Origin of the sequence: Weissella paramesenteroides (assembly GCF_036327715.1) — a bacterium.
In the GTDB taxonomy this organism is placed as follows: domain Bacteria; phylum Bacillota; class Bacilli; order Lactobacillales; family Lactobacillaceae; genus Weissella; species Weissella paramesenteroides.
Genome location: NZ_CP130559.1, coordinates 51,923 through 64,284 on the forward strand (window position 1 = coordinate 51,923; position 12,362 = coordinate 64,284).

The 12,362-nt window shown below is 36.1% G+C and carries 17 protein-coding genes; 14 read left to right on the top strand and 3 right to left on the bottom strand.

Translation table 11 applies throughout. From position 1 onward, the window contains the following. Window positions 1-65 precede the first annotated feature (65 nt). The 6 genes from QRX23_RS00220 (at window position 66) to QRX23_RS00245 (ending at window position 4,114) form a co-directional block, all read left to right on the top strand. The gene (locus QRX23_RS00220; protein WP_002829212.1) at window positions 66-710 is read left to right on the top strand and encodes a FusB/FusC family EF-G-binding protein; all 645 of its coding nucleotides are present in this window, start codon (window positions 66-68) and stop codon (window positions 708-710) included. Between the two features lie 214 nt (window positions 711-924). Beyond that, window positions 925-1,863, top strand: a complete 939-nt coding sequence (locus tag QRX23_RS00225) for a phosphatase PAP2 family protein (protein ID WP_330155513.1) — start codon at window positions 925-927, stop codon at window positions 1,861-1,863. Window positions 1,864-2,006: 143 nt separating this feature from the next. After that, window positions 2,007-2,282, top strand: coding sequence for a hypothetical protein (locus QRX23_RS00230; protein WP_330155514.1), 276 nt, complete (start codon window positions 2,007-2,009; stop codon window positions 2,280-2,282). A 188-nt stretch (window positions 2,283-2,470) separates the two neighbouring features. Then, a complete protein-coding gene (locus QRX23_RS00235) occupies window positions 2,471-3,238 on the top strand; it encodes a threonine/serine exporter family protein (RefSeq protein WP_002829209.1) in 768 nt (255 codons plus the stop codon). Further along, the gene (locus QRX23_RS00240; protein WP_330155515.1) at window positions 3,239-3,694 is read left to right on the top strand and encodes a threonine/serine exporter family protein; all 456 of its coding nucleotides are present in this window, start codon (window positions 3,239-3,241) and stop codon (window positions 3,692-3,694) included. Window positions 3,695-3,757: 63 nt separating this feature from the next. Then, complete coding sequence (locus QRX23_RS00245) at window positions 3,758-4,114, top strand: DoxX family protein (RefSeq protein WP_330155516.1); 357 nt, start codon at window positions 3,758-3,760, stop codon at window positions 4,112-4,114. Window positions 4,115-4,188: 74 nt separating this feature from the next. On the opposite strand, the gene QRX23_RS00250 is transcribed toward QRX23_RS00245, so the two are convergent. Together QRX23_RS00250 and QRX23_RS00255 are read right to left on the bottom strand one after the other, a co-directional pair. Continuing rightward, the gene (locus QRX23_RS00250; RefSeq protein WP_330155517.1) at window positions 4,189-4,866 is read right to left on the bottom strand and encodes a DUF554 domain-containing protein; all 678 of its coding nucleotides are present in this window, start codon (window positions 4,864-4,866) and stop codon (window positions 4,189-4,191) included. 116 nt (window positions 4,867-4,982) lie between these two features. After that, window positions 4,983-5,261, bottom strand: coding sequence for a PspC domain-containing protein (locus QRX23_RS00255; RefSeq protein ID WP_002829206.1), 279 nt, complete (start codon window positions 5,259-5,261; stop codon window positions 4,983-4,985). A gap of 118 nt (window positions 5,262-5,379) precedes the next feature. Here QRX23_RS00255 and QRX23_RS00260 point away from each other — a divergent pair, with 118 nt between their 5' ends. Genes QRX23_RS00260 through QRX23_RS00275 form a run of 4 tightly spaced genes read left to right on the top strand, consistent with a single transcriptional unit; the run spans window position 5,380 to window position 7,845 of the window. Continuing rightward, window positions 5,380-5,703 carry a PadR family transcriptional regulator gene (locus QRX23_RS00260; protein WP_131474000.1) on the top strand — a complete coding sequence of 108 codons (324 nt, stop codon included), beginning with the start codon at window positions 5,380-5,382 and terminating at the stop codon, window positions 5,701-5,703. After that, window positions 5,693-6,328, top strand: coding sequence for a DUF1700 domain-containing protein (locus QRX23_RS00265; RefSeq protein ID WP_330155518.1), 636 nt, complete (start codon window positions 5,693-5,695; stop codon window positions 6,326-6,328). Before QRX23_RS00260 ends, QRX23_RS00265 begins: the two co-directional genes overlap by 11 nt. Then, window positions 6,321-7,262, top strand: coding sequence for a DUF4097 family beta strand repeat-containing protein (locus tag QRX23_RS00270; RefSeq protein ID WP_330155519.1), 942 nt, complete (start codon window positions 6,321-6,323; stop codon window positions 7,260-7,262). Before QRX23_RS00265 ends, QRX23_RS00270 begins: the two co-directional genes overlap by 8 nt. Window positions 7,263-7,281: 19 nt before the next feature. Next, on the top strand, window positions 7,282-7,845 hold the full coding sequence (locus tag QRX23_RS00275; protein WP_330156111.1) for a DNA-3-methyladenine glycosylase I: 564 nt from the start codon (window positions 7,282-7,284) through the stop codon (window positions 7,843-7,845). 258 nt (window positions 7,846-8,103) lie between these two features. On the opposite strand, the gene QRX23_RS00280 is transcribed toward QRX23_RS00275, so the two are convergent. After that, the gene (locus QRX23_RS00280) at window positions 8,104-9,003 is read right to left on the bottom strand and encodes a YihY/virulence factor BrkB family protein (protein ID WP_330155520.1); all 900 of its coding nucleotides are present in this window, start codon (window positions 9,001-9,003) and stop codon (window positions 8,104-8,106) included. Window positions 9,004-9,176: 173 nt separating this feature from the next. Between QRX23_RS00280 and QRX23_RS00285 the strand changes: the two genes are divergently transcribed. The 4 genes from QRX23_RS00285 (at window position 9,177) to QRX23_RS00300 (ending at window position 12,353) form a co-directional block, all read left to right on the top strand. After that, complete coding sequence (locus QRX23_RS00285) at window positions 9,177-9,575, top strand: LysM peptidoglycan-binding domain-containing protein (protein WP_330155521.1); 399 nt, start codon at window positions 9,177-9,179, stop codon at window positions 9,573-9,575. A gap of 311 nt (window positions 9,576-9,886) precedes the next feature. Next, complete coding sequence (locus tag QRX23_RS00290; protein WP_330155522.1) at window positions 9,887-11,272, top strand: MFS transporter; 1,386 nt, start codon at window positions 9,887-9,889, stop codon at window positions 11,270-11,272. Window positions 11,273-11,353: 81 nt separating this feature from the next. Continuing rightward, window positions 11,354-11,803, top strand: a complete 450-nt coding sequence (locus QRX23_RS00295; RefSeq protein ID WP_330155523.1) for a GNAT family N-acetyltransferase — start codon at window positions 11,354-11,356, stop codon at window positions 11,801-11,803. 49 nt (window positions 11,804-11,852) lie between these two features. Further along, complete coding sequence (locus QRX23_RS00300; protein WP_330155524.1) at window positions 11,853-12,353, top strand: YbaK/EbsC family protein; 501 nt, start codon at window positions 11,853-11,855, stop codon at window positions 12,351-12,353. Window positions 12,354-12,362 lie beyond the last annotated feature (9 nt).

A 12,362-nucleotide genomic window follows, 5' to 3' on the forward strand; every position in this document is an offset into this window, starting at 1 on the left:
TAACTGAATCACTAGAAACTTTCTTTCTAATGATTCTGATCGGAAGAAAAGAAAGGAAATAAAAAATGACATTAACTATGCAACCCTATCAATACATGAAAATCAATGAAATTGTGTACAATTTAGTGCATCAATATCAATCGGTAAATGATTTAAGTACTGTTGCTGCTTTGCAAGAATTAGCAGCAGAGGAAATTCATGAAACAGTACCAGGCGATTATCCAGAAATTGATCAATTATTGACAAATATTATGGATCGTCGTTTGCGTCATCGTGCAACCGAGAAGATGGTGCAGGAACTGAAACCATTTGTTACACCATTTGTTGCGCCTAACAAGAAGCAAATTGCACAGGTCTTTCGTAAAACGAAAAAATTAACGTTACCTGATTTGACGGTGGTTGATTGGCGTGATTATACATTCTTTGCTTGGAATGATATTGCAACGCAACGTAAGTATATCTTGTATTACGAGGATGAACAGTTATTGGGACTTGTTGGTGATGTTTCAAGTCCAGTTGTTAAAGGGTATTGCGCTATTTGTCATCATGAAGAAAATGTGTCGATGTTCTTGGCGTTAAATAAACGACGAGGAGATGGTCGGTATACAAAGAAGGGCAATTATATTTGTGTGGATAGCTTACAGTGTAACCGTAATTTACATGAACGAGCTTACTTTGATGAATTTGTGACGACAATTAAAAAACAGTAAAAGTGATATTTTATAGGAGAGCCATGAATCTACTCAGAAAATGGGTAGATTCATGGCTCTATTTTTATGAAGAAGCTAATTTCAAAATACTTAAATTCACGGTTTCAATGAAAACTTTACACAACGCTTACGTAAAATCGGTTAATTCGTTACCTTAAAATTTTACGATTGACTTGTACAGGTGGTTTTCTTGAATGTGAAAGGAGTATGTTGTATGTCAGTTGCTAGACAAAAGCAATTTTTTGGAATCAGTGTCATCGTTTGTTTTGTTCTTTTATTTATTGCAGCATTTGCAGACTTACAGATTAGCAATACTTTTATCAATTATAATAGTGTATTTGGTACCATGTTTCAGAGTTTTGGTGAATTTCCACAGTATTTAATTTTTGTTGTTAGTGGACAAATAGCAGTTGCTTATGCATTAAAAGTACAAGAGACAACTCTTTTTAAAGGCCTTTTGGCATTTAGTGGACTAGCACTATCGGGTTGGCAATTAAAACAGTATCTTAACGAAGTTGAAAGTTATCTTTTGTCGGTACAGTCGAACAGTGATCATCATAAAGCAATTGGTCTTGCAAATAGTGATGGTGCGACAACGGCGCTCAGTGTTGGTAAGGCTTATGGTATCTGGATTATTATTTTTATTATTTTGACCTTGGCTTTGCAATATTGGTTTAATCGTCTTGAGTTAGTGCGAATCAAACAATTATTAGTGATTGCTATTTTTGCCTCATTAACTGTTTGGTTTTCTTTGCAAGTCAATCTGGGGCTAAAAGAAATATGGGGGCGGGTACGTCCGTATGAGTTGAATAAAAGTCAAAGTAACTATACTAATTGGTTAACTATTAATGGTGTTAATGGTCATATGTCATTTCCTTCAGGACATACCCAGGCGGCAACATTGTTGATTATTCTTTCTTGGTTCTTTCAAGGTAAGACACAAAAAACTTGGTGGGTTATTGGTATTGTTTATGGTGCGCTGATGGGAATTGCGCGTGTAATCATTGGCGCCCACTTTATGGGGGATGTCGTCGCTTCGTTCTTCATTACAGCAACGATTATTTATATCTTCCGGATTCTTTATTATCAGTATGTGATTAAGGGACAAACGTTAGGAGAGCGAGACAAAAGTCGTCTTGAAGCTGGTGTGTAACGTGAATTGCGCTATTTTTTCCTAAACTTTGTGCTCACAAAAATTTTCATGTTTAACATACGTTAACTCAGACAAATAACAGAAATTGCGTTACAATCAACATCAAAGTTGAAGTAGAATCGCAATCAGATATGGGTGATAGTATGCTTAGACAAGATCTCAGACAATATTTATTAAAATTTGTGGTTAAACATCCAAAATTAACTGTTGATGAAGGGTATATAATTAGTGAGGCAACTAATCGTTTACAACGTCAAAAACGCTCGCAAGAAAAAGAGATGATTGATATAATCAGAGCTTTACGACAATTATCTTATCAGCAACATTTATCACAGGATGGGTGGCAGCTTCTAACAAAATTGCAACGTAAACAATGGATTTGGGGAGTTGTTAATACCTTTCAGTTATTTGGGCATTAACAGTTTTTGTTGTAAAGCAATCCTGCTACTGAGTTCATATTATAAAATTAAGTTTTAGTGGGTTGGAATAGTTTATACTGTTCTAACCCTTTTTGTTTGCGTAGTTATTCAGAAAATAAAACTAGGTATAAAATACGATTTCTATGTGATATTATTTATTTACTAAATGGGTTTGTGGGGAAACAAATATGATTGAGAAGCGTGTGAATAATATCATTGATGTTTGTGGTTTGGTTGCAAAAATATTGCTTGAAAGTGGTGCAGAGACGACACGAGTAGAGTCGACAATTGCGTATATTGGTCAAGCAGCAGGCATCAATCTTAACTGTCATGCCACAATGACAGCAATATTTATCAGTACTGAAAGTGGCTCAACAACCCATCTTGTTAAGCCGAATGTCTCAAGTTTTAATCTGCAAAAGGTGGATGAAATAAATACGCTATCCCGACAATTTTCTGCTCATGAGATTGACTTTAATGAGTTAGAACGTAAGGTGCATATTATTGATCATAAGGTGATTGATTTCACATGGACTCAGAAAATTATTGGCGCCGGTTTTGTGTCAGTTGCGCCAATGTTGTTATTCAAAGCTTCTTGGACGGATCTTGCATTGGCATTCTTCGTTGGTATTTTAGGATATCTTGCTTCACAGTGGGGAAATGCACACTCAACAGCACCTTATCTAAGTGCCATTGTTGGTGGCTTGGTTATTAGTTTATTAGCAACTTTATTACAATATTTTGGTATTGCAGATAGTGCAGCCAATATTATGATTAGTTCGCTGATGCCATTAGTGCCTGGTGTACCATTAACAAATTCATTACGAGAAATTATTGATCGTGACATTTTATCTGGTCTTGTTCGTGGTGTGGATGCAATTATGATTGCTGGTTCAATTGGAATTGGTGCCATTGTTGGCAGCTTTATTGCCCATATAATGACGGGAGGCCTATAAGTGGAACTTGTCTTAGGATTTATTTTCAGTTTTTTATCAACAGTCGGTTTCGGAATTATTACTAATGTGCCCCGACGTGTCTTGTTTCTAGCTGGTGTGACTGGTGCATGTGGTTGGACAGTTTATTTGCTGACTGTTCAAGTAACTGGCAATATCATTCTACAAAATTTTTTGGCGGCTCTAACCATTGGTTTACTGGGTAACGTATCCGCCATTCTGATCAAAGCACCTGTTAATATGATGTATGTTCCGGGACTCGTTTCACTGGTACCAGGAATCATTATTTACACCAGTCTAAAAGAATTTACGTTAGGTCATTATCTTAATGCCGGACGAAGCTTGATTAAAACGTTGGTGATTGCCATGGCAATTGATATTGGCTTCGCAATTGCGGAGGCAATTTTTAGACGTATTCGCCGGGGTATTACCCAGCATAACAGGAAGAGAAACTTTTGAAGCCCTTGATTTATTTTATATGGTTCGATATACTTACTTATAGTAAGTAATAAGGAGAAGCATATGAATATTTTTTTGTGGGTAGTACAAGCTTTAATTGCAATTATTTTCTTAAACTCAGGGTTTCAAAAAACTTTTAAATTCAGTACTAAAGGTGAAGAATTGAAAAAAATGGATCACCTTGATTCAGAAGCATTTATAAAATTTATTGGAACAGCTGAGCTTTTAGGTGCGCTTGGTCTTATTTTACCTTTAGCACTTAACATTTTGCCATTTTTAACACCACTAGCAGCTATTGGGTTAGCCATTATTATGGTTGGAGCAGCATTTACGCACGGTCGTTACAAGGAATGGTCAGGGGTAGGATTTGTTAGTTTATTAACAATTTTGCTAATTATTATTGCTGTTTTCCGTTTTTAATAAACAACTACTAAAAGAAGCTAAGCCAGAAAAATTTTGGCTTAGCTTTTTCGTTAAAATTATTCAACTTATAATCAAATAAAGTGCATGATGGCTAACACCACTGGTGGCACCAACAACGCAGGTAGTAGATTCAGTGTATTGATTTTTTTGATTTCTAGTACGCTTAAACCGGAAGCTAAAATCAATATACCACCGATAATTGTAAGTTCATTTAATAGGGTAGTGCTCAATGCTGTTTGGAAGAGTAGCGCTAAGAGATACAGTCCACCTTGCCAGCAAAATAAAACGACAGCAGCCCACATGATACCAAGACCAAAAGTTGCACTTAAGACAATTGAAGTAATAAAGTCTAAGCCACCATTGGTCAACAGGAAAGTATAGTCATGCTGCAAGGCAGCTTTGATTGGACCTAAAATAGAGAGTGATCCAAAACAATAAAGTAAAATGGCGGTTGCTAGTCCAGTAGATAGATCACTATTTGTAAATTTTTGAATTGTTTGGTCAAATCGATCCTGAATATTAATGGCTGTCCCGATAATACCACCAATCGCCAAACTGATAATAAAAAGTACGGGTAAGGTACTTTGATCTAACGGTTTAATGACTGCATGAATACCAATCACAATAGCAGCTAGCCCAATGGATTGCATTAACACAGTATGATAGACAGGTTTAATATATTTTTTGGTTAAACTACCGATTAGGCTCCCCAGGATAATCATGGTCACATTAAAAAAAGTACCAAACATAGATTTGCTCCTTGATGTAAAAATTATTAACACATTTTAAGCATAAAGGGGATGGAACGCTCATTGTTCCATCCCTTTAAAACGCTATTATTTAATTTAACTGAAGTAAGTTTGCTTTAGATTTGGTCATCTTCGTCAGGAGTAACGTCACGGCGCTTTTCTTCAGCATCTTCATCAAATCGATACTTATACTGGTGGGTATTTGGTGAATCGGGCATAATTACGACGGCAACAATGTAAATGAACACAAATGGGAAGAACCCAGTGAAAATTGTTGCTGCGGCGAAAATTAAACGGACTAGCGAAGCATCCAAGTCAAAGTATTCTGACACTCCTCCAAGCACGCCACTTAGCACACGGTCATTTGATTTTGTTAATTTCTTATCTTTAGCCATAATGTTTCTCACTTTCTCATAGAATATCGTGGGAATTAAAACACTTTACAGACAAGTTTCGATTCCCTATACTTGTATTATATTATATGACTTATAGTATTGTAAAGGAAGTTGAATTATGACAATGCAATTATCAAGTGACCTCATGGACGGGTTGGTATTGGCGCTACTTTCTAAAGAAGATTTATATGGTTACTCACTGACAAAACAAGTTCAGGAGCGCTTTGCAGTGTCAGAGTCAACAATGTATCCTGTTTTGCGTCGCTTAAAAAAACGTGATTGGGTAACAACATATGATGAACCTTTTGAAGGTCGTAATCGTCGATATTACAGTATCTCCGACTTGGGTTATAAAGAAATGACACGTATTCAAGATGAGTGGCGTGACTTTAGTCGTAAAATTAATGATTTGATGTTAGAGGGAGACACTAATGGAAAATAGTATTTATTTTACGCAGGTTAAAGTCTATTTAAACCAATTGACAGTGGATGAACAGGAAGATGTTATTCGTTTTTATCAGGAATATGCTGCAGATGCCCAGTTATCTGGAGAGCGTTTAATTTCAGAGTTAGGAACACCAAAACAGCTGGCACGTCGTATTTTGGTTGACTATTCATTGCGCCTTGAAGAGGACGATATACATAATACATATGAGCATGAAAGTACTCATCAAGATCGCCAAAACTGGATCAAACAAGAATTTAACTTAATTAGCATTGTTTTGGAGGGATTACTGACATCAATTGTTTGGGTGCCGGCTATGCTGTTAATTTTAATTTGTTTGTTTGCGACAATTGGTATTGCCGCAATTGTGATTGTGGCGCTAATTTATTATCTACTGACAGGCTTATTTCAAATCGTTGGCGGCTTGGCAATTATGCCTAGTAATTGGGCCACCGGTTTATATCAAGGTGGTATCGGATTAATTATTGTCGGGCTACAGTTTGTTGCCTGGCCTGTTGGAGTGACCATTATTCGCACAGTCTTTAGAGCATTGATGCGTTTTGTTAAATATGTTGGGCGTCGATTCTCACATAAGGGTAAAGAGGTAATACATCATGCATAAAGGTTTTCGATTTGTTTTAACTGGATTCATTGTGATTTCTTTTGGTGTCATCATTATGATTGTTGGTCTAGCGCATGGTGGTCAAAATAACTTGGGCTGGCATAATGGCCATTTTGAGGTTTCACAAATTAAATCTGTGCATCATTACGTAAAATCAGTGACTAAGATTGATGTGGAAACAGCGAATGTGCCGGTTACTTTTCAAACAGGAACGCAACAAAGTATTGAAATTAAAGGGCGCATCACTAACCCTAATTTTCTACATGTCAAACAAAATGGTAAGCAACTAAAAATTCGCTATGTGCCTAATCAAGAAAAGGGTTATGAAGTGGGCTTTGGTAAGCATGAGCCAGAAAAATTGATTATTAGTGTGCCAAAGAATAAAAAATTAACTGAATATCGACAATCATCTATGTATGGTGCCATGAATATTGCAAACCTACGTGCAAATCGTGTGACACTAACTGCAACGGCTGCTGATATTCAAATGAATAACACACAATTACAAAATTTGTCAGTTGCTGCTCATGATTCAAAGATGTCATTAAATAATTTACAAGCTAGTCAGACAACGGTAAACAGTAGTGATAGTGATATCAATACAAATAATTCAAAACTTGGTCGTCTGATGTTATCGGCGGATAGTAGTAAAACGATTTTACAAAAAACGATGATTGATGCCAGCGCCATTCAGGTAAATAAGGGAAGTGTTAAGCTAGTTAATAGTCAACTTACAGGTCATAATATTATGACGATTATGGATGGTTCATTAAAAGCATTAGGATTAACTAACATTGGTCTACAGATGCAGGCATCGGCTGGACGAGTCAAAGTTTATGGTACCAATTACGGTAATAGTTATCTGAATAGCAGTCAATCATTTGATAATCAATTTAATGTTGATGTTTCGGATGGTAATATAACGATTAAATAGTGTTGTGGGGGATTTTATGATGACATCAAAACGTTGCCAATGGGTTGATGAAAAAGATGCGTTGATGGTTCAATATCATGATACCGAATGGGGACAGCCAGAGCATCGAGACCAGATGCTATTTGAATTGTTAAGCTTAGAAACTTATCAAGCGGGTTTGAGCTGGCGAACCGTTTTACATAAACGGCAGGCTTTCAGGCAGGCATTTGCAAATTATGATTTAGAACAGGTTGCACAGTATACGGAAGCAAATATTGAACAATTAATGCAAGATGCAACAATTATTCGCAATCGCTTAAAACTCCAAGCAACTATTAATAATGCGCAAGCGATTTTAGCACTGCAACAGACAGGGCAGACTTTCGATCAATGGTTATGGTCATTTGTCGACAATCAGACCATTGACCACCACGTTATCAACTATCAAGATGTACCAGCAAAAGATGATTTAGCAATATCCGTGTCTAAGGCAATGAAAAAAATAGGACTTAAATTTGTGGGTCCAGTTACTAGCTATTCTTTTCTACAGGCAGCTGGCTTAATTAATGATCATGAGATGACATGTCCATATCACAAAAAATAAGACAAATAAAAAGCACCAGCAACGTGGGATTACTGGTGCTTTTCTAATGCCATTACCTAAAGGGTATACAATAGCATTGACCATAAACACAAGAGTAAGAAATGTCTATGGATATATTTTAAGGAGTAGGTTGTAGGTCAGTTAGTCCTACGGCTAAGCCGGTTGACTTAGTGTTATGAGTCTGTTGTACATATAGTCAAAGGGAATGCGATTCCTATTAACTGTTATTAATATAACTCATATTGTCCGACAATACAACTATTTTTTTGTGTTTTTTCCTGAATTGCGGAAAAATAATTTTAAAATGTACCAATTGCTGGCTCTGTCACTTGATCGTGGTGGAAATAGTTCCTCTAAAATGGCTGTAATTATTGTCCCAATCAATGATGCTAGGGCGATAAAATTGATCCATAGTAACAAAATAATTGCTGAGCTTAAAGCTTGGTAAAAAGTAAAGGCTTGTGCAGCAATGTTAACATACCATCCAAATGCTTTGGCAAGCCAAATAACAAGTGTGATTTGAATGATTGTACCAATTGAAATCCAAATAATTCGAGGTTTCTTGATGGGTAAAAGGGTATTGAATAAAAACGCGCCAATAAATAATCCTAGAATAACAACTAAACGTTTTGCTGATTCAATTTGATAAACAATGTTGCCACTAATCGGTAAGGCTTCTAAAATATTTGAGCCAACTGATGCAATAATTAATAAGACACCAATAATGGCCAAAATAATAATTAGCCAAAACATTGATATGAAACGGTCAAAAATAGCGACACTGTTTGCTTGTACATTGTAAATACCATTTTGGGCAATACGAATTGAAGAGACAACACGAGATAGTGACCAAAGCGTGATAATAATAGAAGCTGATAGAACGCCAACGCCATTTTGACTTAGAATTGATCGAATAATTGGTTCAATAAAAGTAAAGACAGATTCGGGAACAGCAGTCTGGGCATATTTTAATGCGGTATCAATTTTTAATCCTAAATAAGGTAGTAAAGTTCCCAATATAACGATTGCAGGGAATATTGATAGTAGTCCGAAGTAGGCAATCGATGAACTAGCTGTAATAATATCAACCCGAGAGGTCACGTCGATAATTGTCGCTACCAGTTTGTTATTCATAAGATTTTTAAAAAATTGTTTCACGACTTCAATTCTCCTGATAAAATTGACAATAATCATTTTATTTTAGCAAATAAATGGCTAGTTCGTACAATTAATTATTTTTAACTATCGTATAAGTCAAAAATTATAAAATGTGTGCAAAATATCCATAGACATGTTACGCTATTCACAATAATTAACAAAGGTGAGAAAATATGAAATCAAGACGTCCTTCACGATTGAAATTTTGGACATTTATCTTTATCGGTTATGTGGTGTTGTTTGCTATTGGTTTTACCGTGCCAGTTGCTTATGGTGCACTAACGAATAAAGATACCCAACAAACAGCCGCTTCAACTAGTTCTAGCAGTAGTGGTGAATCAAGTTCAACAACTGAAGCTGCATCATCATCAGATAGTGCTGTAGACAGTTCTACAAGTAGTAAAGCAACAACTTCTTCTAAAAAGAAGGTTACTGTACAACAAGGGGAAACGGGTTATGCAATTGCTACAAAATATGGGTTAACTGTTACGCAATTACAGAATTTAAACCCATCAGTTGATTTGGACAATCTAGAAGCTGGACAGACCCTGAAGGTAAAAAGTTCTTCATAAATTTAATTACTTGCTGGAGATTGGGACAAAAGAAAATGTTCCAATTTTTTTGGCTAAAATTGTCTTAATTATGGATATGAAAGTTTGATAGCATAAACGCGCGCCAAAAGTCTGAAGCCTCAATGTAACGTAATTTACGCAATCCCTGTCCTTCGCTTTGCTACTGACAAAAATTGCGCAAATCACGTTACACACCGGCTTCAAAGCGACTTTTGTCGCGCTCTTTTTTTTGTAACATAAATGATACTTACACGCTACAAAAAAATGTGCTTAAATGGAAATCAGGCACTTTTAGATAAGTAGGAGGAGTTATGAACGAAGAAAAAGTTTCATCTAGAGTTATTTGGTCGATTGTTGCATCAGCAATCTTGGGCTTTTCAGGTATTTTAACGGAAACGTCAATGAACGTGACCTTTCCAGAATTAATTCAACAATTTCACCAGTCAATGGGAACTGTCCAATGGTTAACAACAGCATATCTTTTGGTCGTTGCTCTATTGATGTTAACATCAGCACATTTTAACGCCATTTTAAGTAAACGACAAACCTACATAATTGGCTGGATTGCCTTTGTAGTGGGCGATATTATTGCAATTATTGCACCAAGTTTTTGGTTATTACTATTCGGTCGATTGGTTATGGCAGTCGGAACCGGCTTTGCCTTACCACTGGTCTTTAATGTTATATTTACCAGTGTCCCAATGTCGCAACTTGGTAAATATATGGGCTTTGGAACATTGATTATTTCTTTGGCCCCAGCTTTAGGACCAGTTTATGGAGGAGTTGTCACTTATACATTGGGTTGGCGGGCTATTTTTATGATTATTCTACCCGTGACAATTATTTCATTGTTAATTGGCTGGTTTAATTTAGATAATCAAAAGCCAACATCAAAAAATAAATTTGCTTATGGTCAATTTATATTAATCGGTATTTCTCTAGTATCAGCGATATTAGCTTTAGGGCAACTAGAGTCTGGTAGACTCACTGCAGCGATTATCATTTTGGCATTAGTAGCCGTTGTTGCGATGATTGGATTTATCCAAGCTGCAAAACGCTCAACTAATCAATTAATTGATATCAGTGTTTTCCGTAGCAAGGCTCTGGTTATGGCATTATTAATTTATGCAACATCCCAAGCCATTAACTTGGCCGTTAATTTTGCTTTACCACAGTATAGTCAATTAACATTGGGGACAACAACAATGGTTGCAGGATTTATTCTAATGCCAGGGTCATTATTAGGTTCAGCAGTTGCACCAGTTTATGGGTCAATGTATGATCGTTTAGGAGCTAATAAGCCATTGACATGGGGATCACTTGGATTCCTGGTTGTCATGATTATTTTCTCAGTGATGGCACCTAATATTGCGACGATTGGCTTAACAGTTGTGTATGCTGTATTCACTTTGGCACGAAACTTAACGTTTAGTGTGGCAATGACTGCCGGAGTGGCTGAAGTTAAACCCCAACAATCTGGGGATGTTAATGCCATTTTTAATACGGTGCAACAATTCATCGGAGCTGTTGGGACAACTGTTGCGGCATTGTTTATCCAAACATCAGGAACAACCAAAGCAGCAATCGCAACTCAGACAGCAACTGGCTTTAGTCATTTGATCTGGTTTAGCACAGTCATTGTTGCTATCAGTTTGATTTGGTTAGTAATTTATATGAAGACAAAGACAGCAAAATAGTTATAGTTGAGCGACTAGTATGGTTTACATATTGGTCACTTTTTTGATATCGTACAAATGGATAAAAGAGGGAGGAAAATCATGATTAACTATAAAGTACTAAAGCAATCAAATATTGCTCCTAATATTTGGGACAACTATCAACAGCAAGTCAATCACTTTGAATGGTCGGGAGCAAAATTTATTGCTAAGAAAATGGCCAAGCAAATGGGCAATAACGAAAGAGTAGTTATTGCATTGGATGAAGATCAAGTTGTGGGTGTTGGTGCGTTAGTTGATCAGGATATTGCCAATATCCCTGAATCCCCTTATTTTAGTACATTGTATGTACTACCAGACTATCGTAGTCAAAATATTGCTAGTCATATTGTTAAAATGGTGCTTAATGAAGCGCGGATACTTGGTTATCAAGAAATTTATGTCATGACACAATTGAAAGATTTTTATGAGAAGCTAGGGTTTCAATATCAAAAAATGATAACAGACTTTATGGATAGACAGATGAAATTGTATAGGCAAACATTAGCTTAAATGCATAATTTTTGATATTTACTAGTTGTACCAGAGAAGGGGGAAGACGATGACTCTATCTACATACGAAGAAGCAATTGATTTTCTGCAACAAAATGATATTTCATATCACGAAGTCAAGCATGAGGCTGTTTGGACAATGGCAGAAGCCAATAAATTAGATTTGCCAAATGATGTCGTGATAAAAAATCTTTTCCTTAAAAAAAGAAAAACAAATGAATTCTTTCTCTGTATCGTTGTTGGACAGAAGAAAGTTGACTTTAAGACATTGGCACCACAATTACAATTGAGTCGGAGTAAATTGGGCTTTGCAAACGAAATGGATTTGGCGGATGTTTTAGGTTTAAAACCAGGCTTTGTTACACCACTTGGCTTACCACATGACGTCCAAAATCAAGTGACGGTGTTGTTGGATAAAGAGTTACAAAAAGTTGATAGTATTGGTATTCATCCTAATAGTAATACAGCAACTGTTTTTGTAACGTATGAGAATTTATTAAAAATTATAAAATGTTCACATCATCAAATAATGATTGTTGATTTAGATTAGGGGGGACAG